This window comes from Mycobacterium sp. NGS16, assembly GCF_059813225.1.
In genome coordinates this window covers 626,390-646,776 of the sequence record NZ_JCALEE010000001.1, presented here as the reverse complement: position 1 = coordinate 646,776, position 20,387 = coordinate 626,390, and the positions used below count along the sequence as shown (strand labels likewise).

General features: G+C 69.4%; 23 protein-coding genes and 1 riboswitch. Of the genes, 13 read left to right on the top strand and 10 right to left on the bottom strand.

Going from position 1 to position 20,387, the window contains the following annotated elements:
- The first annotated feature begins 50 nt into the window (after nt 1-50).
- Nucleotides 51-668 (top strand): TetR family transcriptional regulator, encoded by a 618-nt coding sequence (locus tag AC5Y4Q_RS03145; RefSeq protein WP_065019076.1) that lies wholly within the window; start codon nt 51-53, stop codon nt 666-668.
- Nucleotides 652-1,314, top strand: coding sequence for an enoyl-CoA hydratase-related protein (locus tag AC5Y4Q_RS03140; RefSeq protein ID WP_064923242.1), 663 nt, complete (start codon nt 652-654; stop codon nt 1,312-1,314). The genes AC5Y4Q_RS03145 and AC5Y4Q_RS03140 overlap by 17 nt, the downstream gene beginning before the upstream one ends.
- A 9-nt stretch (nt 1,315-1,323) precedes the next feature.
- Here the strand turns inward: AC5Y4Q_RS03140 and AC5Y4Q_RS03135 are convergent, their stop codons facing one another.
- The 4 genes from AC5Y4Q_RS03135 to AC5Y4Q_RS03120 form a co-directional block, all read right to left on the bottom strand.
- The gene (locus AC5Y4Q_RS03135; RefSeq protein ID WP_109535726.1) at nt 1,324-1,614 is read right to left on the bottom strand and encodes an SH3-like domain-containing protein; all 291 of its coding nucleotides are present in this window, start codon (nt 1,612-1,614) and stop codon (nt 1,324-1,326) included.
- Between the two features lie 95 nt (nt 1,615-1,709).
- The gene (scnC, locus tag AC5Y4Q_RS03130; protein WP_064923240.1) at nt 1,710-2,429 is read right to left on the bottom strand and encodes a thiocyanate hydrolase subunit gamma; all 720 of its coding nucleotides are present in this window, start codon (nt 2,427-2,429) and stop codon (nt 1,710-1,712) included.
- 28 nt (nt 2,430-2,457) lie between these two features.
- Entirely contained in the window at nt 2,458-3,294 is an 837-nt protein-coding gene (locus AC5Y4Q_RS03125; protein WP_064923238.1) for an SH3-like domain-containing protein, read from the bottom strand.
- Nucleotides 3,295-3,368: 74 nt separating this feature from the next.
- Nucleotides 3,369-3,563, bottom strand: a complete 195-nt coding sequence (locus AC5Y4Q_RS03120) for a DUF7676 family protein (RefSeq protein WP_428844276.1) — start codon at nt 3,561-3,563, stop codon at nt 3,369-3,371.
- Nucleotides 3,564-3,834: 271 nt separating this feature from the next.
- Here AC5Y4Q_RS03120 and AC5Y4Q_RS03115 point away from each other — a divergent pair, with 271 nt between their 5' ends.
- From AC5Y4Q_RS03115 to cobM, 4 genes are read left to right on the top strand one after another with little or no spacing between them, the layout of a single operon-like run.
- The gene (locus AC5Y4Q_RS03115) at nt 3,835-4,683 is read left to right on the top strand and encodes a ferredoxin-like domain-containing protein (protein ID WP_064922348.1); all 849 of its coding nucleotides are present in this window, start codon (nt 3,835-3,837) and stop codon (nt 4,681-4,683) included.
- An 8-nt stretch (nt 4,684-4,691) separates the two neighbouring features.
- Nucleotides 4,692-5,348, top strand: a complete 657-nt coding sequence (locus AC5Y4Q_RS03110) for a precorrin-8X methylmutase (protein WP_064922349.1) — start codon at nt 4,692-4,694, stop codon at nt 5,346-5,348.
- Nucleotides 5,345-6,859 (top strand): precorrin-3B C(17)-methyltransferase, encoded by a 1,515-nt coding sequence (gene cobJ / locus AC5Y4Q_RS03105; RefSeq protein ID WP_064922350.1) that lies wholly within the window; start codon nt 5,345-5,347, stop codon nt 6,857-6,859. Before AC5Y4Q_RS03110 ends, cobJ begins: the two co-directional genes overlap by 4 nt.
- Nucleotides 6,835-7,611 (top strand): precorrin-4 C(11)-methyltransferase, encoded by a 777-nt coding sequence (gene cobM, locus AC5Y4Q_RS03100; protein ID WP_064922351.1) that lies wholly within the window; start codon nt 6,835-6,837, stop codon nt 7,609-7,611. The genes cobJ and cobM overlap by 25 nt, the downstream gene beginning before the upstream one ends.
- A gap of 97 nt (nt 7,612-7,708) precedes the next feature.
- Here the strand turns inward: cobM and cbiE are convergent, their stop codons facing one another.
- The gene (cbiE, locus tag AC5Y4Q_RS03095) at nt 7,709-8,920 is read right to left on the bottom strand and encodes a precorrin-6y C5,15-methyltransferase (decarboxylating) subunit CbiE (RefSeq protein WP_419179745.1); all 1,212 of its coding nucleotides are present in this window, start codon (nt 8,918-8,920) and stop codon (nt 7,709-7,711) included.
- Nucleotides 8,921-8,942: 22 nt separating this feature from the next.
- Entirely contained in the window at nt 8,943-10,760 is a 1,818-nt protein-coding gene (locus AC5Y4Q_RS03090; protein WP_125225481.1) for an alpha/beta hydrolase family protein, read from the bottom strand.
- 360 nt (nt 10,761-11,120) lie between these two features.
- On the opposite strand from AC5Y4Q_RS03090, the gene AC5Y4Q_RS03085 reads away from it, so the two are divergent.
- Nucleotides 11,121-11,783 (top strand): Abi family protein, encoded by a 663-nt coding sequence (locus AC5Y4Q_RS03085; RefSeq protein ID WP_064922354.1) that lies wholly within the window; start codon nt 11,121-11,123, stop codon nt 11,781-11,783.
- A gap of 166 nt (nt 11,784-11,949) precedes the next feature.
- Here the strand turns inward: AC5Y4Q_RS03085 and AC5Y4Q_RS03080 are convergent, their stop codons facing one another.
- Entirely contained in the window at nt 11,950-12,747 is a 798-nt protein-coding gene (locus tag AC5Y4Q_RS03080) for a dienelactone hydrolase family protein (protein ID WP_064922355.1), read from the bottom strand.
- Nucleotides 12,748-12,770: 23 nt separating this feature from the next.
- A riboswitch (cobalamin riboswitch) is annotated at nt 12,771-12,897 on the top strand.
- Nucleotides 12,898-12,917: 20 nt separating this feature from the next.
- On the opposite strand from AC5Y4Q_RS03080, the gene AC5Y4Q_RS03075 reads away from it, so the two are divergent.
- From AC5Y4Q_RS03075 to AC5Y4Q_RS03050, 6 genes are read left to right on the top strand one after another with little or no spacing between them, the layout of a single operon-like run.
- A complete protein-coding gene (locus tag AC5Y4Q_RS03075; protein WP_064922356.1) occupies nt 12,918-14,876 on the top strand; it encodes a magnesium chelatase subunit D family protein in 1,959 nt (652 codons plus the stop codon).
- Nucleotides 14,876-15,490, top strand: a complete 615-nt coding sequence (cobO, locus tag AC5Y4Q_RS03070) for a cob(I)yrinic acid a,c-diamide adenosyltransferase (RefSeq protein ID WP_064922357.1) — start codon at nt 14,876-14,878, stop codon at nt 15,488-15,490. Before AC5Y4Q_RS03075 ends, cobO begins: the two co-directional genes overlap by 1 nt.
- On the top strand, nt 15,484-17,835 hold the full coding sequence (cobBC, locus tag AC5Y4Q_RS03065; protein ID WP_065018951.1) for a bifunctional hydrogenobyrinic acid a,c-diamide synthase/histidinol phosphate aminotransferase CobBC: 2,352 nt from the start codon (nt 15,484-15,486) through the stop codon (nt 17,833-17,835). The genes cobO and cobBC overlap by 7 nt, the downstream gene beginning before the upstream one ends.
- Nucleotides 17,835-18,749, top strand: a complete 915-nt coding sequence (locus tag AC5Y4Q_RS03060; RefSeq protein ID WP_064922359.1) for a cobalamin biosynthesis protein — start codon at nt 17,835-17,837, stop codon at nt 18,747-18,749. The genes cobBC and AC5Y4Q_RS03060 overlap by 1 nt, the downstream gene beginning before the upstream one ends.
- Before the next feature lie 20 nt (nt 18,750-18,769).
- Nucleotides 18,770-19,108: a hypothetical protein gene (locus AC5Y4Q_RS03055; protein WP_234786352.1), complete on the top strand. Its 339-nt coding sequence runs from the start codon at nt 18,770-18,772 to the stop codon at nt 19,106-19,108.
- The gene (locus tag AC5Y4Q_RS03050; protein WP_165604295.1) at nt 19,086-19,238 is read left to right on the top strand and encodes a hypothetical protein; all 153 of its coding nucleotides are present in this window, start codon (nt 19,086-19,088) and stop codon (nt 19,236-19,238) included. Before AC5Y4Q_RS03055 ends, AC5Y4Q_RS03050 begins: the two co-directional genes overlap by 23 nt.
- A 7-nt stretch (nt 19,239-19,245) precedes the next feature.
- On the opposite strand, the gene AC5Y4Q_RS03045 is transcribed toward AC5Y4Q_RS03050, so the two are convergent.
- The 3 genes from AC5Y4Q_RS03045 to AC5Y4Q_RS03035 are packed head-to-tail and all read right to left on the bottom strand — an operon-like array spanning nt 19,246 to nt 20,350.
- Entirely contained in the window at nt 19,246-19,611 is a 366-nt protein-coding gene (locus AC5Y4Q_RS03045; protein ID WP_064922360.1) for a hypothetical protein, read from the bottom strand.
- An 11-nt stretch (nt 19,612-19,622) separates the two neighbouring features.
- Nucleotides 19,623-20,045, bottom strand: coding sequence for a nitroreductase family deazaflavin-dependent oxidoreductase (locus tag AC5Y4Q_RS03040; protein ID WP_064922380.1), 423 nt, complete (start codon nt 20,043-20,045; stop codon nt 19,623-19,625).
- Between the two features lie 14 nt (nt 20,046-20,059).
- The gene (locus AC5Y4Q_RS03035) at nt 20,060-20,350 is read right to left on the bottom strand and encodes an antibiotic biosynthesis monooxygenase family protein (protein ID WP_064922361.1); all 291 of its coding nucleotides are present in this window, start codon (nt 20,348-20,350) and stop codon (nt 20,060-20,062) included.
- Nucleotides 20,351-20,387: the final 37 nt, after the last annotated feature.

Here is a 20,387-nt window from a genome sequence, read left to right as displayed (position 1 = left end):
TGACCGACCGCACCTGGTAACAGAGCAGGCGCTCTGTTACTGTGTCGGCCATGCCCCGCCCCCGCGTGCACGACCCCGATCGGGTGCTGGACGCCGTCGAATCGCTGGCGGCGCGGTCCGGTCCCGCCGCGGTGACGATCCGCGCGGTCGGTGAGGCAACCGGCGCCTCCAACGGCGCCGTCTACCACGGGTTCGGGTCGCGGGCCGGATTGCTGGCCGCCGCCTGGCTGCGGGCCGCGCGGCGCTTCCTGGCGCTACAGGACGACCTCGTGAGCGCCGCCTCAGGACCTACCGGCGCGGTGATCGCGGCCGCCGACGCGCCGGTGGCCTTCGCCGAACGGCATCCGGACGCCGCCCGGCTGTTGCAGGCGCTCCGGCACGATGCCCTGCTGGCCGAAGACCTGCCCGAGGAGGTCGCCGCGCAGCTGCGCGGCGTCGCCGCTGAGCTGGTCGCGCTGCTGATCCGGCTGGCGGCCGCCCTGTGGGACCGCCGCGACGCCGCCGCCGTCGACACCGTCACCGTCTGCGTGGTCGACCTGCCCACCGCGATTGTGCTCAGCCGGAACCGGCTGGGCAGCCCCGCCGCTCGCGCCCAGCTGCACGCCGCGGTGCGCGCCGTGCTCGCCGTCGGACCAGAGAAAGGAACACCCCGTGAAGCTGACCTATGACGACAAGATCGCCGTGCTCGAGCTCGGTGACGATGAAAACCGGTTCTCCCCAAGCTTTCTCGATGAGATCGAGCAGGTGCTGGACGACGTGGTGGCCGCCGGCAAGCAGGGCGAGGCGCACGGGCTGGTCACCACCGCGGCCGGCAAGTTCTACTCCAACGGCCTGGACCTGGACTGGCTGATGGCCAACGGCGACCGCACCGACTGGTATGTCGGCCGGGTGCAGGCGCTTTTGGCCAGGGTGCTGACGCTGCCGATCCCGACCGCCGCGGCGGTGGTCGGGCATGCGTTCGGGGCCGGAGCAATGCTGGCGATCGCCCACGACTTCCGGGTGATGCGCGCCGACCGCGGCTTCTTCTGCTTCCCCGAGGTCGACATCCGGATTCCGTTCACCCCCGGGATGGCCGCGCTGATCCAGGCCAAACTGACCCCGCAGGCTCAGGTGGCGTCGATGACCACCGGCCGCCGCTTCGGCGGGCAAGACGCCGCGGCCGCCGGGATCGTGGACGGCACCGCCGGCGAGGGCGCGGTCAGTGCCGGCGCTCTCGACCTGCTGCGCCCGCTGGCCGGTAAGGACACCGGCACCCTGGGCGCGATCAAGGCCACCATGTTCGGGCCTGCGGTCGCCGCGCTCACGGCGGGATGACGCGGCGCGTTACTGCGCTTCCAGCCGGGCGCGAACCACGGCAAGCCGTTGCCGAAGCTCGGTTTCGTCGATCACGCCGCGGGCAACGAGCGAATGCGCCAGCGCCAGGAGCTGATTTTCCGGGTAAGGCACGCTCCGGTACCGGGTCGCCGACAACACGTCCTCCTCGTCACGGCGAGCCTGGAACGAAAAGTCCCGGCCCCCGGATTGGCACGAGGCGGCGTCGAGCGCATCGCAGAGCCCGTCGAGGCTGGTCTTCCACGGCGGCAGCGGGTTTTCCACCCCGTACTTGGCCGCCATGACCGGCCACGACTGGTTGCTTGCGGCGATCTCCGCGAGAACTGCGATTTGCTCGTCCACCAAACCGTCCGGCGCGGAACCGTCCACGATCGGGTTCACGATGCCGCGCCGCTGCTGTTGATCGGGTTGTTGGCCGGCCGGGTCCGGGTGATGACGTTGGCGGTCACCCCGGGTTTGGGTAGGGCGACCCCGATCAAGCAATCCCGGGTGATGATCTCGACCAGTTGGTCTTCGGTCCAGCCTTCGGTGCCCTCCGGCCGCATCGGCATCACCATGAACCGGTGTTTCTGGTTGGAGTCCTCGACGCGCACCTCGACGCCCTCGGGCAGCTCGAGGCCGAACTCGGAGAGCACCTGGCGCGGCCACCGCACAATGCGGCGCCGGTAATTGGGGGTCCGGTACCACTCGGGCGAGTTACCGAGGATCGGCCGTGGGTAGCAGGAGCACAAGGCGCAGCAGATGACGTGGTGGACCGTCGGCGTGTCCTCGAGAATCTTGAAAGCGACGAAGTCGCTGGGAGTGCCGAACCCGGTGGGTTCGAGCCAGTCGACACCGACCTGCTTGCACGCGGCGATCGGGTCGTTCAAGGCCAGCGCTTTGAACTCCGGGTCCAGCCAGGCCTTGGCGACCAGGCGAGCGGCGGGGGTCGGACCGATCTGTTCGGCGTATTCGGTCAGATGGCGATGCTGCTCGGCGGTGAACAGGCCCTTTTCGATACACAGCTCGCGCAGGGCGATCTCAAGAACTTCGAAGTCGGTGATCTCGTCGACCATCGGCTTGACGGTGCGGGCGTGATCGTGATCGTGCTCGGACATGGGCTGCACCTTCGGTGAAATGTGATGGCTAGGCCGGCTCCAACCAACGTTCGGGAATTTCGGTCTGCAAAGTGTCGGTGGCCGGCCCGGTATAGCAATCCCACAATTCGGATTGCTTGAACCGCACGATGTAGAACCATTCCGGCTTCGCGTCCTCGCGATCCCAGGTCTCATCCTCCGGGGCGGGACTCTCGTAGGCCACTTCGGCGATCGTGCCGCAAGCCCCCCGCACGTACTCCGGTGTGCGGGTGTAGAACATCGCGGGCAGGTTGCGGACCCGCACCCGGTCACCGAGCGCGAACCGTGCCGGATCGGCGAGGCCGGCGAACTTCTGCGGATCGCCGATCCCCACCGCCTCGATATGGTGTTTGTTGCGCACGACGTTCGAGCCGTCCCCCTGGAATTTCGGCTGGGCATCCAGGTGGGTCCCCGGCGGCTGGCCGGCGTATCGTTCTTGCACTTCGGCCAGCCGATCGGTCAGCTCGCCCCAGCTGATGTGCTTCTTTGCGATCAGCACCCGGCCTACCGACCACAGCCAGCGGGCGTAGTAGGGCAGGCCGAGATAGATCGGCCGTCCCACGTCGACGTTGCCGATGCGCCGGCGTTCCTCGGAGACCCAGATCCCGCGCCAGCCAAGGACTTCGCACAGCACATAGGTCATCAACTCCCAGTGCTCTTCTTCCTTGTTCTCGTAAGCCTCCGGCGGGGCCGGCTCGCCCCCGATGTCGTGGCACGTCTTCTGATAGGCCCAGTAGTGATCGGGCCGGACCTCATCCGGCATCGGCCATTCCGGATCCCCCGGGAAGGTCGGGGTCAGCCTGGAAATCAGCGCCAGCCGTTCTTCACGTTCGGAAGCTGTGGTCATAGGCGGTCCTCGGTAATGGGTCGCCGCCCGCATTGACTGTCGGCCCGCGGCCTCGTTGTCACGCTAAGCCCAGATCATATTCCGCACAACCCGTGATGATCGGAAAATTTTCTATCGGCAGTCGCCCCAATGTGATTGCCGATGCGCAAGTGGAAATGCCAGCGACCGAAGTCGACGGTGGCGTAGCCGTCCGCCACCGACATCCGCTCGGGCGCATTCGGCGCAACCACTTCCCAAGCGGCGCCGTGGAGGATGGTGCCGAACCAGATCTCCGGCTTCGACGACGGCTGGTTCGGCGATAACGGCCTGAGTCATGTCGAGCCACCTCTGCTGTCCGGTCGACAGCGCATTGCAGCCACACCGGCCAGCTTGAGTCGCCACGCCGCGTTACCCGGTCGGCGGCCTGTTTGGCGCTGCTGGAGCGTACTGCTGAACCGGCGGGAATCAGCGGTTTTCTCGGTCAGCGGGGCCGCGGGGGGCGGGCCGCGGTGGGCGGGGGCGGTAAGGTTTCGGCGAGCCCGAGAGGTCATGTAGCCCGCAGTGTCAGCCCTTCCCAGCGCCAACCACCGCACCCGTGCCGACCGGTGCCCGGGCGTGCTGCGCCCGTGGCCGGCTGAGGACGGGCTGCTGGCGCGGCTGCGGCTGGTCGGTGGCCGGCTTTCGGCGGCCTCGCTGGCGCGACTGCTCGACGCCAGCGCCGAGTTCTCCGACGGCTCCGTTCACCTGACCACCCGGGCCAACCTGCAACTGCGGGGCCTGCCCGGGCGCGACGGGCGCCTCGATCCGGCTGTCGTGGCCGCCATCGAAGCCACCGGGCTGCTACCGTCACGCAGCCACGAGCTGATCCGCAACATCCTGGTCTCCCCGCAGACCGGACATGCCGGCGGGCGCGTCGACCTACGCCCGGTGGCGGAGCGGCTCGACGCGCTGCTCTGCGCCGACTCGCGGCTGGCCCGGTTGCCGGGACGCTTCCTGTTCGTCCTCGACGACGGCCGCGGCGACCTGATCGACCGGACCGCCGACACCGGCCTGGTGGCGCTCAGCGACACCGAAGCACAGCTGCGGGTCGGGGAGAGCTGGGGCGCCGTGCTCAACCTCGCCGACGCCGCCGAACGGGTGGCCGCGGTGGCGGCGGCGTTCCAGGCCGCCCGCGGCGACGGACCCGACGCCCCCTGGCATATCCGGGAACTTTCCGGCCCGCTTGCGCCTGCCGTCACGGCCGACGCCCGCCTGCCCGGACCGTCGGGTCCGCTACCCTACGGTCCGGTGCCTGGCGGCACCCATGTGCCGGTGCCTGACGGGGTGTTGACAGCCGCATTCGGACGCACCCTGCTGGATGCCGCCGAGCTCGTCGTGACCCCGTGGCACGGCATCTTCGTCCCTGCGTAGGAGTTGGCTTGAACAGACCCACCAAGCGCTACGACTACCTCGACGACGGCCCGGCCATCTACGTCGAATCGTTCGCCACCATCCGCCGCGAGTCCGACCTGTCGCATATCCCGGCGAGTGCGGAGCGGCTCGCGGTGCGGATGATCCACGGCGCCGGGCAGACCGACGTCGCCAAGGAACTGCTGATCCACCCCGAGGCGGTGCCCGCCGGCCGCGCCGCCCTCGACGCCGGCGCACCGATCCTCTGCGATGCCCGGATGGTGGCGGTCGGGGTGACCGCCGGGCGGCTGCCCGCCGGCAACGCGGTGCGCTGCTACCTGCGCGACGAACGGGTGCCCGAGCTGGCCCGCAAGTGGGGCACCACCCGTTCGGCGGCGGCGGTCTCCTTGTGGGAGCCGGAGCTCGCCGGTGCCGTCGTCGCGATCGGCAACGCCCCCACCGCGCTGTTCCATCTGCTGGAGCTGATCCTCGACGGGGGGCCGCGCCCCGCGGTGATCGTCGGCTGCCCGGTGGGGTTCATCGGCGCCGCCGAGTCCAAGGAGGCGTTGGCCGCACTGCACGCCGAGCACGGCATCGACATCCCGTTCGTGACGGTGCGCGGCCGGCGCGGCGGCTCGGCGATCACCTCCTCGGCGTTGAACGCCCTCGCCTCGGATGCCGAATGACCGGCACGTTCTACGGGGTGGGCCTCGGGCCCGGTGACCCGGAGCTGATCACCCGCAAGGCCGCGCGGATCATCGCCGACGCCGACGTGGTGGCCTATCACGCCGGGGTCAACAAGGCGTCGTATGCGCGCACCATCGCCGCTGATCTGATCCGTCCCGGCGTTCTCGAGGAGGAGCTGCGCTACCCGGTCACCACCGGCGTCACCGACCACCCCGGCGGCTACGCCGGAGCGCTCGCCGACTTCTACGAGGCCTCGGCGGCACGGCTGGCCGCCCACCTGGATGCGGGCCGCACGGTCGCGCTGCTGACCGAGGGCGATCCGCTGTTCTACGGCTCGTTCATGTACATGCACGACCGGCTGTCGACGCGCTTCGACACCGAGATCATCCCCGGCGTGCCGGCGTTCAGCGCCGCCACCGCCGCACTCGGGATGCCGTTGGTGCGCCAGACCGACGTGCTGACCGTGCTGCCGGGCACTCTGGCCGAGCACGAGCTGGCGATGCGGCTGGCCGACACTGACGGCGCGATCATCATGAAGCTGGGCCGCACCTTCCCGGCCGTGCGCCGCGCGCTGGCCGCCGCCGGCCGGTTGGAGCACGCCTACTACGTCGAACGGGCCAGCCATCCGCAACAGCGCTGGCTGCCGGTTGCCGCCATGGGCGAGGCCGACGAGGTGCCGTATCTGTCGCTGATCGTGGTCGACGGGGATTCCCGCAACGGGCAGCGGTCCCGGACGCCGGCCGATGCGGTCCCGGCCGTTGTCGAGCCGGTCGCCGAGCCGGCCGAGTTGCTGGTGATCGGGCTGGGCCCGGGGCCCGGCGAGTGGCTGACCGGCGAGGCGGTCGCGGCACTGGCCACCGTCGACCACGTGGTGGGCTATGGCCCCTACCTCGCGCGGATCCCGCAGCGAGCCGGGTTGCAGCGGCACTCCTCGGGCAACACCGTCGAGCTGGATCGGGCCCGCTTCGCGCTGGATCTGGCGGCCCGCGGTGAGAAGGTGGCGGTGGTCTCCGGCGGGGACGCCGGGGTCTTCGGTATGGCCGCCGCCGTGTTCGAAGCGGCCTCCGATGAGCAATACCAGCATGTTTCGGTGCGGGTCCTGCCCGGCGTGTCGGCGGTGCAGGCGGTGGCCGCGGCGGCCGGCGCTCCGATCGGGGCCGACTTCGCGGTGCTGAGCCTGTCGGACCGGCTCAAGCCGTGGGAGGTGATCGAGGCGCGGCTGGCCGCGATCGCGCAGGCCGATCTGGTGCTGGCGATCTACAACCCGGCCTCGCGGGCAAGACCCGACCAGATCGCGATGGCCCGCAAAGTGCTGCTGGAGCACCGCGCCCCGCAGACCGTGGTGGTGGTCGGCCGCGACGTCGGCCGGGAGTCCGAGGCGCTCACGGTCACCACGCTGGGTGAGCTGGACACCGACGCGATCGACATGAAATGCCTTGTCCTGGTGGGGGCGTCGTCGACGCGGGTGGCGTCGTCGGGCCGGGTATGGACCCCGCGGTGGGTGCGGTGACGGTGCGGTTCGTCGGCGCCGGACCGGGCGCCGCGGATCTGCTGACGGTGCGGGCGACACGCCTGCTGGCCGACGCCGAGGTGGTGCTCTACCCGGGCAGCTACCTGGATCCGCAGGTACTCGAAGAGTGCTGCGGCACAGCAGAACTCGTCGACACCGCCGATCTGGACCTGGACTCGATCGTGAACCGGCTGATCACCGCCTCCCGGGCGGGCCGGCGGGTGGTGCGGCTGGTGTCGGGTGATCCGTCGCTCTACAGCGCGGTCTTCGAGCAGACCCGCCGGCTCGATGCCGCCGGGGTGCCGTGGGAGATCACGCCCGGAGTGCCGGCCTATGCGGCAGCGGCCGCGGCGGTCGGGCGTGAGCTCACGGTGCCGCTGGTGACGCAGTCGGTGGTGCTGACCCGGGCGCAAGCCGCCTCCACCGCGATGCCGGAGTCCGAATCACTGGCTGCGTTCGCCGCGACCGGGGCCAGCCTGGTGCTGCACCTGGCGATCACCCGGACCCGAGAACTGATGAGCCAGCTGGAATCCGACTACGGTGCGGACTGCCCGGTCGCGGTGGTCTACCGCGCGTCACAGCCCGACGAACTGGTGCTGCGCGGCACCGTCGCCGACATCGCCGATGCCGTCGAGGCGGCGGGATTGCGTTCGGCCGCAGTCATTCTGGTGGGCCGAGCGGTTGCCGACCTGCCCGACCCGTGTGCCGGGGAGAGCCACCTCTACGACCCGGCGCGGGACCGGGGACTCTAGTCGCAAGACACTGACCCGCCGAACGTGTAACCACTGCGAAAAATCTCGCGGAAACTCGCAATGGTTACACGTTCGGCGGGCAGGCTGTTCTTCGTCGTCAAGCGGGCAGGGTTAGCGCCCACTGGGTGACCGCGCGGGCGGGCCGCCAGCCGGTCAAAGCACCGAGCGGGGCAGCGTGTTCGACCTGGATACGGGTCAGCTCGCCGCCGCGCTCGGCGTAGGCCAGGGCCAGCTGCGCCTCGGTTTCCAGCGTGACGGCGTGGGCGACCAGTCGCCCGCCGGGCCGCAGCGCGACCAGGCAGGCGTCGAGCACCCCGGGCCGGCTCAGCCCGCCCCCGATGAAGATGGCGTCCGGTGTAGGTAGCCCTGCCAGCGCCGTCGGGGCCTCGGCGCATACCACCTGCAGCGCGGGCACCCCGAGGTTGGCCGCGTTGCCCGAGATACGCTGCGCCCTAGCCGAGTTGGCTTCGATGGCGATGGCCCGGCAACTCGGGTGGGCGCGCATCCACTCGATACCGATCGAGCCGGCACCCGCGCCGACATCCCACAGCAGCTGTCCCGGCGCCGGGGCCAGGCGTGCCAGCGCGGAGGCCCGCAGGTCGCGTTTGGTGAGCTGCCCGTCGTGGTCGTAGGCGTCATCGGGCAGGCCGGGCGCCCAGCCGGTCAGCAGCGGACCGGCCAGCTCCAGGGCGGCGATGTTGAGCCGCGGGGCCGGTCCGGTGAACGTGGCCGCAGTGGAGTCCAGCGTGGATTCGCCCGCCCCGCCCAGGTCGCCGAGCACCACCATCCGGCTTGCCCCGTAGCCACGGTCTACGAGTAGGGCCGCCAGCTGCCGGGGGATGGTCTCATCGGCGGAGAGCACCAGCACCCGCCGGCCCGGCGCCAACTCGCGCAGCACCGCATGGACATCGCCAGCCCGGACGACCGCCGCCGACTCGGCCGGCCAGCCCAACCGGGCCCGGGCCAGGGCCACCGAGGAAACGGCCGGGATCACGGTGACCTTGTCGGTACCGAACAGCTCGATCAGGGTGTTGCCCACACCGGACAGCAGGGGATCGCCGGAGGCCAGCGCGACCACCCGTTGGCCGGCCAGGCCGTCGAACAGCGCGGGCAGCCCGGCGCGCAGCGGTGAGGGCCAACTGTGCCGCTGCTGCCCGGTTGATTCCGGCAGCATCGCCAGCTGCCGCGGCGCGCCGACCACGGCGTCGGCGGCCATGATTGCCGCCCGCGCAGCCTCGGTCACCCCGTCCCACCCGTCGGCGCCGATACCGATGACCGTGATGCGATCCGGTACGAACACGGCACCGATGCTAACGGGAGAAGAACCCAACTTATCCGGGCAGCACCGCAGGCTCACTGCTGTGACTGTGGATCTCAGTCCCGTCCCCGTTGATGGCGGTCGCTTGCCCGAGCCGTTTATCGATGAGGAACCGCAGCAGCTTTCGGATCACAGTCAACGCGGCGTGCAGCTGTTTGATCCGTGGGCAGCCAGGGTCGCTGAACGGTTCGAGCCGGTTGAGTTCAGCGGCGATCTGGGTCTCCAGGAGGGTGAGCTGACCCCACAGTTGGGTGTCCTCGGGTAGCTGAAGTAATTGATGGGCCCGTGCGGCGGCAACCCGGAGCGTGAGTTGGGTGACGTTGAGCATCACTCGTTCCGGGCTGGTGTCGTTGAATGCCGCCCCAGCTGCCAGGCCGGCACCGCTGGCAGCGAGCCCACCGAGGGTGGCCAGTCCGCCGATCATCCCCCCTGGGCCGAATGCCGCCAACCCACCGGTGATCGCAGCAGCCCCGAAGGCCGATGCGGGGGCTGCCATGGCCAGGCCGACCGGACCGGCGGCCAGTAGCGCCAGTCCTGCAGCGGCGATTCCGATCCGGCCCCAAGGGAGTCCGCCACTGCGGTTGAGTGCAGCTTCAACATCCTCTAGAGCGCTGATGATCTGCACCCGGTGCTTACGCGGCATGCCCAGGGCCAGGAGCATGTCACCGATGGCCTCCTTCTGCGCATCGCCGGTGTCGATCTCATACGGCTCGATGAAATTCGTCGCCGCCAGGGAGACCAGCATGCTGACCACATCACGCAGGTCGAACCGTTCCGGCAGCGGCGGAACCTTTCCGTCGATGACGTCGTACCACTCTGACGGCAGCGGAACGCTGTTCCGCGCTATCTGTTCTGCTTGAGCGGCCAGGTCATCCTGAATCAGCTTCAAGGCATCCATATAGCGGGTCCTGCGTTCCTCATCTTTGATGTGCTTGCCGACGGCGTGAGCGAACCGGAGCCTGACCAGGGTCGCCAGGTCCTTGTCACTCAGTCGGATCGCCAAGTCGTATCTTGCGGGAACCGGTTCCTTGGACGGATAGAGAACCTGGGCCACGAGCTTGGTGACGACTGGGTCTCTGAGGTATTCCTCCGCGCCATGTACGAGGAACCCGGCCGCGTTCAGCGCGAAGTCCTGTGCGCCCGGGAATACCGAGGCCAGCCCTCGCCCGCTGGTGACGATGTCGCGGTGGTTGAAGATGTTCGTCCAGTCATCGACCCGCGCGTACGGGAACTTCTTCAACAACCGTTCCCTGCCCCGGTAGAGCGATGGGCTATTGGCTGGGCTGCCAGCGGTGATGAACCGGCGTACATGTAGCTTCTCGGGCAGGTGATCAAGCAGGTCGATCGCGATCACGCTGCCCAGGCTGTGGCCGATGAGGATGATTTCCCTCCGCACCGGGAGCTGATCGAGGATGCACCGCAGAACCGCGCCCCGGACGCCCTCGTTGTTCACGTAATTCTCGACGTAGTCGAGGTCCATCATTCGGAGCCGTTGAACACCGAGGTCGACGGCGACGTCCATCCACGGCTTGGGGAACTTGTTGAAGCCGAACCCCGCAGCGGTGTCTTCTCGCTGGATGAATCGCTGCACCGCGGCCTGGCGACGCTCAAACTCCCGCCGACTCTTCCGGTCGTCTTTGGGTCGGTACGTCACGTCGGGTATCTTCGCCGAAATACCCTTGGTGGCCAGGATCGACGCGTATGAGGGCGCTATGACGTCCCGTTCATCAATCGGTAGATGTCCAGCTGCTTGTAGTCCTTGGTTGAGGCCCCGCAACCAACTCTTATTGGGGTCGCCGTCGCCGATACCGTGCAGGAAGACAATCTTCATGGACTAGTTCTTACGGCAATGGTCCGACATTCCGTACCGCCGGGGGCGGTCTCTACCGAGTTGGTCCGGCCATACGCAGTGCCTCGAAGGTGCGCTACGAGGTGATCCACGATCCTGGGCAGTTCTTTGTCCTCCTAGCCTCAGCCCGAATGCCGGTCAACAGCCGGCCCGATGTGGGATAGTCACCGTGCCGTGACACAGAGATGCCGATCGCGCGGGGGCATCACGATTGCCGCCGCGGGGAAAGTCGGAGGCTACCTCCGGAAAGACAGAACCCCGGCCGTTTGATCGGCCCTCCGGGGAGGACTACAGGGACGGTTCCGGGGTGTTCGGCTTCGATAGTACAGATAGAAGGGTTTCGTGGGCAATTGGGCGTTCTACGACCACCACTTCGGTCCGGCACGTCTTGGCCACTACCTGGCCTTCACGGGTGGTGACAAATCGCGGGCGATGGAACTCTACCGTTGGAACACCGCCGTGTCAGCCGCATTCTGGGAGTCATTCGCCTACTTCGAAGTGGCATTTCGCAACGCCGTCGACCGCCGCATGTCCCAACGGCACACGCAACTCGGACGCAGCGGGCACTGGATCTTCGATGACGCCTGTGAACTCGGGCGAGATGCGGGTGGGTTGGGAAGGCATCGTCGACCCTATGTCGACGTCGATGAAGCCAAGCGTCGTGTCCGGAGGAACCGGAAGAGCCTGAACTCCGGCCAGATTATCTCCGAGCTATCGTTCGGATTCTGGCATCAGATGGTGTCTAAAAAGCAGACGTTTCTGTGGCCGGACCTCGTGTCGGCGTTTCCTCACGCCCCGAACCGGAATCTGGGAACCATCCATGACCCGATAAGCCGTCTCCGTGAGTTTCGCAATCGGATCGGCCATCATCACCGTGTCTGGTCCGAAGATATCGCAGGCCGGTACGCAGATCTGCTCGGCGTTTCGGGTTTTCTCGATCCCGCGCTCCGCACCTTCATCGACGGGCACAGCCGTGTCCCCACGATGCTTGCCCACCGGCCGTGAAGAGCACCGACACTCTGTCGTCACCCCATGTTGGCGTGGAGGGCTGATTCATTAACGGACTAATTCCGGATTCATCATCGGTTGGTCGTGGGTTCGAGCCCCGCCCGCCCTACGACGGTGCTGTATGGGAAACATCGACAAGCTCTCGGGACCGAGGTGCGCTCCGTTACCTCAACCGCTCGGTGAGGAACTGCACCACGCGCTTGCGCGCCTCGTAGGCCGGGTGGCCGTCGATTTCGCGGACCTGGTCGGTGAGCACCGAGTGCGCCATCCGGGACAGCCCATGCGGATTGCCCGGCGACGAATCGATCTCGATCACCTCGAACGCGTCGCCCAGCCGCGCCTTCAGCGTCGCGAAGCGATCCCCCGGGGCCATCTTGTCCTCACTGAACCGCAGGCCGAGCGCGCACAGCCCGTCGTTGGCGGCGCGGTCGGCGACCACACCCAGCTCGACCTCGGAGAGCCCCGGGTCGCGGCGCTGTTTCAACGTCAGCGGAAGCGGCACCGACGGCTGGCTGAGCACCGGCGCCAGCACGGCGTCATCGACCGCGGCGGCCAGCGCGAAACCGCCGGTGAAGCACTGGCCGATCACCCCGACGCCCTTGCCCGGCGTCGTCTCGTTGAGGTCACGGGCCAGCGCCCGCAGAAACTGGGTGACCGGGCGCTGCTTGCCGGTGGCGAACGCGGCGAACTCCCGCGTCACGCAGGCCCGCGCGATGGTGCTCAGCGCGTAGCCGGGCGTGATCGCCTTACCGGGCTCGCCGAACAAGGAGGGAATGGCGACGGTGAATCCGTTGTCCATCAAGTGATTTCCCAAACCCAGCACCCCGGGGTGCAGACCCGGGATCTCGGGGATCAGCACCACCCCGGGGCCCTCGCCCTTACGGTACACGTCGTGGGTGAAACCGCCACCGGTGAACGGTGCCGGGGTCCATCCGGTCAGGTCTGCTTCGGGTGCGGTCATCTGTGGGTGTCCTTTCGGTTGGTGTTAGGGTATCGGCGCGAAGTGCCAGGGAAGTCGGTGTGACTCCGACACAGGCCCGCTACGGTGTTCCGCGGCGCATTTCGGTGCGTCGCGGTCAGTCCGAATACCGGCTTCGCGTTGCCAACACCGGCATCACGAGCGGAGCCTCAATGCAACAGCTCTACCCCTTCCCCGCCGTCCTCGGCGGCGACCCGGACGCCCCGGGCGGCCTCGACGACATGGCGCTGGCGCTCGTCCTGAGCGCGATCTCCCCCGGCATCGGTGGGGTGCTCATCCGCGGCGAGAAGGGCACCGCCAAGTCGACGCTGGTCCGGGCGCTGACCCAGGTGCTCCCCGCCATCGACGTGGTCGCCGACGACCGGTTCTCCTCCGATCCCGCCGAGGCCAACCCGCTCTCCCCCGACGGCCCGTTCCCCGCCGACGCCCCCGTGCAGACCCGCCCGGTGCGGCTGGTGGAGCTGCCGGTCGGCGCCACCGAGGACCGGGTGGTGGGGTCGATCCACCTGGAGCGGGCGCTGGGCGCCGGCGTAGTGGAGTTCGAGCCCGGCCTGCTGGCCCGGGCCAACCGCGGCATCCTCTACGTCGACGAGGTCAACCTGCTCGCCGACCACCTGGTGGACCTGCTGCTGGATGCGGCTGCCATGGGACGACTGACGGTCGAACGCGACGGCGTCTCGGTCACCCACGCGGCGCGTTTCGTGATCGTCGGGACGATGAATCCCGAGGAGGGCGAGTTGCGCCCGCAACTGCTGGATCGGTTCGGGTTGACCGTGGAGGTCGCCGCGCCGCGTGATCCGGCGGTGCGTGCCGAAGCGGTACGCCGCCGGCTGGCCTTCGACGCCGACCCGGAGGGTTTCGCAGCGGGGTACGCCGCCGCCGAGGAACGGTTGCGCACGCGGATCCGTGCTGCGCAGCAGTTGCTTTCGCACGTGCAGCTCACCGACGCCGCACTGGTCAAGATCGGCGAGATCTGCGCGGCGTTCGACGTGGACGGCCTGCGCGGCGACATCGTCTGTGCCCGCACCGCGGTCGCCCATGCGGCATGGCAGGGCCGCGACGCGGTCAACATCGAAGATCTGCGGGTCGCCGCCCGGTTGGCGCTGCCGCATCGCCGGCGGCGCAAGCCGTTTGACGCCCCCGGCTTCGACGAGGCCGAACTCGACGAGTTGCTGCCGCCGGAGGATCCTGAACCCGACCCGGACCCCGAGGGCCCCGAACCCGATGGCGGCCACACCGCCCCAGCCGGCCCGAACGGTCCGGCGCCGAACAAAGCCGACAGCACCTCGACCGTCGGCGCAGATACCCCTTACCGGGCACGGCTTTTCACCGTCGACGGGGTGGGTGCCGGGCGCGCCGGACGGCGCAGCCGGGCCCGCACCAGCTCCGGGCGCCGCGTGGGCGCCACCGCCGCCGGCACCACCGGGGGGCTCCACCTGTTCGAGACAGTGCGGGCCGCCGCCCCGCATCAGGGCAGCCGCGGCCGGGTGGGTGGGCCGATGGTGCTGCAGGCCAACGACCTTCGCCGCGCCGTGCGGGAGGGCCGCGAGGCGAACCTGGTGCTGTTCGTAGTCGACACCTCCGGGTCGATGGCCGCCGCCGAGCGGATGCGGCATGTCAAGACCGCGATCCTGTCCCTGCTGCTGGACGCCTACCGCCGCCGGGACCGGGTCGCGGTGGTGACGTTTCGCGACACGCATGCCGAGGTGGCGCTGCCCGCGACCGGGTCGGTGGAGATCGCCGCGGCGCGCCTCGAGCAGTTGCCCGCCGGTGGCCGCACGCCGCTGGCGGAAGGGCTGCTGCAAGCCGCCGAGGTGATCCGCCGCGAACGGCTACGCGAGCCGGCCTGCCGTCCGCTGCTGGTGGTGCTCACCGACGGCCGGGCCACCGCCGGTATCAACCCTGTCGAACGGTCCCGCCAGGCCGCTCTTGCGCTTGCCGCCCAAGGTTTTTCGACGGTCGTCGTGGACTGTGAGAGCGGCCGGATGCGGCTCGGGTTGGCGCGCACACTGGCTGAGCATCTGCGGGCCGAATACGTTCCGCTGCCGCAGCTCAGTGCCGAGGCGCTGGCCGACATCGTCCGGGACGCCACCGGAAAGGGAGCCGCCTGATGCCGCAAGGACAACCGCTGACGGTGCCCGACGACAACCTGACCACCCGGCAGCGCCGCAACCGGCCGCTGCTGATGGTGCACACCGGCGACGGCAAGGGCAAGTCCACCGCGGCGTTCGGGATGGCGCTGCGCGGTTGGAATCAGGGCTTTCGGATCGGGGTGTTCCAGTTCGTGAAGTCCGCGAAATGGCGGGTCGGCGAGCAGGCGGTGCTGGAGCGGCTCGGCACCCTGCACGACGAGACCGGTGTGGGCGGCCCGGTGCAGTGGCACAAGATGGGCTCGGGCTGGTCGTGGAGCCGCAAGTCCGGCAGCACCGAGGACCACGCCGGCGACGCGCTGGCCGGCTGGACCGAGATCAAACGCCGTCTCGCCGAGCAGACCCACGACCTGTACGTGCTCGACGAGTTCACCTACCCGATCAACTGGGGCTGGGTGGACATCGACGACGTGGTGACGACCCTGGCCAACCGGCCGGGCCACCAGCATGTGATCATCACCGGCCGCCGCGCTCATCCGCGGCTGGTCGAGATCGCCGACCTGGTCACCGAGATGACCAAGGTCAAGCATCCGATGGACGCCGGCCAGAAGGGCCAGCGCGGGATCGAATGGTAAGTCTCCCCCGCGTCGTTGTCGCCGCGCCCGCATCCGGGCACGGCAAGACCACCGTGGCGGTCGGGCTGATGGCGGCGCTGGCCGCGCGCGGCCTGCAGGTCAGCGGGCACAAGGTCGGCCCGGACTACATCGATCCGGGCTATCACGCGCTGGCCACCGGGCGCCCGGCCCGCAACCTGGACCCGGTGCTGGTCGGTGCGGACCGGATCGTGCCGCTGCTGCTGCACGGTGCCGCCGGCGCGGATATCGCCGTAATCGAAGGCGTGATGGGGCTTTTCGACGGCCGACTCGGTTCTGACGGTGAGGCCTCCACCGCCCACGTCGCGGCGCTGACCGCCTCCCCGGTGGTGCTGGTCGTCGACATCTCGCATGCCGCGCGCACTCACGCGGCGGTGGTGGCGGGGCTGGCTGGTTTCGACCCGGAGGTGCACGTGGCCGGGGTGATCCTCAACCAGGCCGCCAGCGCCCGGCACGCCGACGAGGTCGTCGCTGCCTTGCGCCCGAGCGGTATTCCGCTGCTCGGGGTGCTGCCCCGTGATGCGGGTGTGCAGACCCCGTCGCGGCATCTCGGGCTGGTGCCGGCCGCCGAACGCGACGAGTCCGGTGCCATGCTGGCCAGGCTGGCCGAGCTGATCGAGCAGCATGTCGACCTCGACGCGGTGACGGCCGTGGCGCGCCAGGCACCGGATCTGGTTGGCACCGCGTGGGATCCGGCCGCCGAGGTATGCGCCGCGTCGTCGGCGCGTCCGGTGGTGGCGGTCGCCGGCGGGCGAGCGTTCACGTTCGGCTACACCGAGACGTTCGAACTGCTGCGCGCCGCAGGTTGCGAGGTGGTCTGCTTCGACCCGCTCACCGACTCCCGCCTGCCGGCCGGGACGGCGGGGATCTACCTGGGCGGCGGGTTCCCGGAGGTGTACGCCGGACAGCTTGCCGCCAACACCGCACTGTTGGGTGCACTGCGGGCGGCTATTGCCGCCGGGGTGCCGACCGTCGCCGAATGCGGCGGGTTGGCCTACCTGTGCCGCAGTGTCGGCGAGGCGCCCGGCGTGGGGGCGCTGGCCGGGGCCGCGCAGATGTCGCCGCGGCTGACCCTGGGCTACCGGGATGCCGTCGCACCGGCCGATTCGCTGCTCGCGGAGGCCGGCTTGCGGGTCACCGGGCATGAATTCCACCGCACCCGAGCCACTTTCGAGGAGCCGGTGAGTCCCGCCTGGCAGCTGCCGGACGGCCCGGACGGTGTGGCCGGGCCGCGGCTGCACGCGTCGTATCTGCATATCCACTGGGCCGGGTATCCGCGGCTGGCTCAGCGTTTCGCCGACGCCGTGCATGAGTTCACCGGCCCGGACCTGCACCATCACGGCGATACCGAGGCGCGGCCCGGGCTGGTGGATTTCGCGGTGAACGTCGTCGGCGGGCCGCGCCCGGACTGGCTCGAGGCCGCCCTGCACGCCTCGCTGGATGACGCCTCGGCTTATCCGGATGCGTCCGCCGCCCGTGATGCCCTGGCCGCCCGGCATGGCGTTGGCGCCGATGCAGTGCTGCCCACCGCGGGCGCCTCGGAGGCCTTTGATCTGGTGGCCCGGCTGCGCCGGTGGCGACGGCCGGTGGTGGTCCACCCGCAGTACACCGGGCCGCACGCCGCGCTGATCGCCGCCGGCCACACCGTCGAGACCGTGCTGTGCCGGGCCGACGACGGTTTCGCCCTGCACCCCACCGCGGTGCCCGACGACGCGGACCTCGTCGTCGTCGGCAACCCGACCAACCCGACCGGGGTGCTGCATCCGGCTTCGGTGTTGCTTTCGCTGATGCGGGCCGGGCGGGTGGTTCTGGTTGACGAGGCGTTTCTGGACGCTGTTCCCGGTGAGCCGGAAGGTTTGGCTGGTTCGCCACAGCCGGGTCTGCTGGTGAGCCGCAGCCTGACCAAGCACTGGTCGATTCCCGGGGTGCGGGCGGGGTATCTGGTAGGCGATCCGTCGTTGATCGCCGATGCGGCGCGGCTGCAGATTCCCTGGTCGGTGTCGGCGCCGGCGCTGGCCGCCATGCTGGCCTGCTCTGATGAGCGGGCGCTGGCCGAAAGCGAGTGCCGGGCAGGCCGGTTGGCGCAGTGGCGGGATCAGTTGGGCACGGCACTCAGCGAGCGCGGGGTGCCGTTCGTCGCCGGTGTCGCCCCGTATGTGCTGGCCCGTGTGGGCGCAGGCGTCCATGCGGCGTTGCGGGACAACGGTATCGCGGTGCGGCGGGCCGACACCTTCCCGGGCCTCGACGACAGCTGGGTGCGGATCGCGGCCCGCCCCCCGGAGGTGACGGCTCGGCTGCTGACCGCCCTCGACCGGATTCTGCGGTGATGGCGGCCCGGGCTTTCGGGTTGCTGCTCGGCTACACCGCCGACCGCGCCTGGGCGGATCCGCGCCGACGGCACCCGGTCGCCGGATTCGGGACGTGCGCGCTGGCGTTGGAGCAGCGGCTCTACCGCGACAGCCGCGCCAGCGGTGTCGCCCACACTCTGGTGCTGCTCGCAGGGGTCACCGGGCTGGCCTATGCCACTGAACGCTGCGCCCGAAACCCGTTGGCGCATACCGCGCTGACCGCCCTGGCGACCTGGGCGGTGCTCGGCGGGCGATCCCTGGAGCGGGAGGCGTGCGCGGTGCATGACTTGCTGGCCGCCGGAGACCTTGACCGGGCGCGCGTTCAGGTGCGGAACCTGGTCGGGCGTGACACCGCCGCGCTGGGACCCGACGAGATCGCCCGGGCTGTCGTCGAATCCGTCGCGGAGAACACCTCCGATGCGGTGGTGGCATCCCTTGTGTGGGGTGCAGTGGCGGGGATTCCGGGTCTGGTGGCGCATCGTGCCGTCAACACCCTGGACGCGATGATCGGCCACCGCAACCCTCGCTACGGCCGCTTCGGCTGGGCGGCGGCCCGGCTGGATGACGTGCTGGGCCTGCCGGGCTCCCGGCTGAGCGGAGTCCTGGCCGCCGCCTTGGGGCCGGATTCCCTTGGCGCGCTGCGGGCGTGGCGTCGCGACGCCCGGCATCACCCCAGTCCCAACGCCGGGGTGGTCGAGGCCGCTTTCGCCGGGGCGCTGGGCTTGCAGCTCGGCGGCGTCAACCACTATTACGGCAATCGCCGTGAGGACCGTGCCCTGATGGGACACGGGCGGGCTCCGGTTCCCGCCGACATTCCGCGGGCGGTGCGGCTGGCCCGGCGGGTGGGCGTCGGTGCGGTGGCCGGCGCGGTGATTCTGGGTGCGCGGACGTAACCCGGCTCTAGGCGTTGTTGGTGGGCCTGGCCGGCTTTAGCGTCAGGTTCGTGCCCCCACAATCCTGGGTGACGTTGATCGTCGGCGGTCTGGCGACCGTCGGCGTCGTCGTCACCTGGCAGCAGAAGAACCGGGCCGACCGGCGTAGCGAATGGTGGCGACGCACCACCTGGGCTTTTGAGCGGACGTTCGACCAGAGCAACAGCCAGGCCGGACTCGGCTGGTCCCTGCTGGCCACGCTGATGCGGTCTAAACTGGTGACCGTCGATGACGGCTCTATCGTTCAGGTCATTGCGGAATACGCGGCTTTGGCCGCTGCGGGCAAGGAGGACAGCCATGGCAGCCGAAGACAGGCCTGAGCCCTCGAAACGCCGGGATTACATGTCCGACCTCGATGTCGCCAAGGCAGCCGCCCGAGCCGCTGTGGCCGCCAGCAAGGTCACCGGCCGGCCAGTCGACCCCAGGGTCAAGGAACTCGCGGAGTCCTGAGCGCCGTTCAGTCGTGTGCGATCAGTTCGGCAGCATGGCTTTGCTCGCTGGGCCGGACCTGGCCGGCAGCGGCAGATTTCAGCCGCCAATTCGTCACCAGCCCGTCGGGACCGGTCAGTTCTCCGGCAGCGAGCGCCTCGTCGATGAGGCGCCGGACGCGCGATTCGTCGGCGGCTTCGGCGGCGAACAGGACCCGCAATACCAGGTCGTCGCCGACGACTTGGTTGGCGACGTGGTGCGGCGCAAGCGGGCAGGGCGGCAGGTGATCCCAGCTCCCGCACAGTGCTTGGGCGATGGCACCGCCGGGAGCGTCGGGGCTACCACCGGGGTGCAGCACGACGACCGCGTCATGCGCGTAGGCGCAGCGAGCCATGGGTCGAAATGCTACGTGGTTCTGGTCAGCTCGATGACGGGGATGACCCGATCGGTGCGCTCCCGGTAGGTGGCGAAACCCGGGTAGCGTTCGGCCTGGATGTCGTAGAGCCGGTCGTGTTCTGCGCCGGTGATCTCGGTGGCGGTGACGGGAAAGGTCTCGGTGCCGATCTCGGCCGTGGCCGACGGGTTCGCCCGCAGGTTGTGATACCAGCTGGGATGGCGGTCCTTGCCTTCGTTGGAGGCGAACACGATGATCCGCTCCCCCTCGGGCAGATACATCATCGGGCTGGTGCGCGGCTGCCCGGATTTGGCGCCGGTGGTGGTCAGCAGCAGGACCGGCGCACCCTCGAACGCGCCGCCCAGTTTCCCGCCGTTGCTGCGGAACTCCGCGATGTTGCGGGCATTGAATTCCAGGGTCCGCTTCGCGTCCACGGCCACATCACCCCTTACTCGATTTCGACGAAGTGCTCGATCACCGGCGGGGACTCGTAGAACTCGTGCAGCAGCGCCCGCCACTGCGCAAACTCCGGCGACTTACGAAAACCCTCGGTGTGCGCCTCGACAGTCTCCCACTGCACCAGCAGCAGATAAAGGTTCGGCGACTCGATCGAACGGGACATCGAGATCCCGAGGAAGCCCGGCTGCGCGGCGATCAACGGCCGCGCTTTGGCGAACGCCGCTTCGAACTCGGCCTCGGCGCCGGGGCGGATGGGCAGCACTCCATGCTCGACAATCACGGCTGCCAGTGTGCCGGACGTCCTGTGTCGAGCATTA

Excerpts from the sequence above, each read along its gene's own strand:
- cobM (WP_064922351.1), top strand. The coding sequence starts at position 6,835 with ATGGACCCCGCGGTGGGTGCGGTGACGGTGCGGTTCGTCGGCGCCGGA.
- cobO (WP_064922357.1), top strand. The coding sequence starts at position 14,876 with ATGCCGCAAGGACAACCGCTGACGGTGCCCGACGACAACCTGACCACC.
- AC5Y4Q_RS03090 (WP_125225481.1), bottom strand. The coding sequence starts at position 10,760 with ATGAAGATTGTCTTCCTGCACGGTATCGGCGACGGCGACCCCAATAAG.
- AC5Y4Q_RS03060 (WP_064922359.1), top strand. The coding sequence starts at position 17,835 with ATGGCGGCCCGGGCTTTCGGGTTGCTGCTCGGCTACACCGCCGACCGC.
- AC5Y4Q_RS03145 (WP_065019076.1), top strand. The coding sequence starts at position 51 with ATGCCCCGCCCCCGCGTGCACGACCCCGATCGGGTGCTGGACGCCGTC.
- AC5Y4Q_RS03045 (WP_064922360.1), bottom strand. The coding sequence starts at position 19,611 with ATGGCTCGCTGCGCCTACGCGCATGACGCGGTCGTCGTGCTGCACCCC.
- AC5Y4Q_RS03125 (WP_064923238.1), bottom strand. The coding sequence starts at position 3,294 with ATGACCACAGCTTCCGAACGTGAAGAACGGCTGGCGCTGATTTCCAGG.
- AC5Y4Q_RS03080 (WP_064922355.1), bottom strand. The coding sequence starts at position 12,747 with ATGACCGCACCCGAAGCAGACCTGACCGGATGGACCCCGGCACCGTTC.
- scnC (WP_064923240.1), bottom strand. The coding sequence starts at position 2,429 with ATGTCCGAGCACGATCACGATCACGCCCGCACCGTCAAGCCGATGGTC.
- AC5Y4Q_RS03075 (WP_064922356.1), top strand. The coding sequence starts at position 12,918 with ATGCAACAGCTCTACCCCTTCCCCGCCGTCCTCGGCGGCGACCCGGAC.
- cobBC (WP_065018951.1), top strand. The coding sequence starts at position 15,484 with ATGGTAAGTCTCCCCCGCGTCGTTGTCGCCGCGCCCGCATCCGGGCAC.
- cobJ (WP_064922350.1), top strand. The coding sequence starts at position 5,345 with ATGACCGGCACGTTCTACGGGGTGGGCCTCGGGCCCGGTGACCCGGAG.
- AC5Y4Q_RS03135 (WP_109535726.1), bottom strand. The coding sequence starts at position 1,614 with ATGGCGGCCAAGTACGGGGTGGAAAACCCGCTGCCGCCGTGGAAGACC.
- AC5Y4Q_RS03050 (WP_165604295.1), top strand. The coding sequence starts at position 19,086 with ATGGCAGCCGAAGACAGGCCTGAGCCCTCGAAACGCCGGGATTACATG.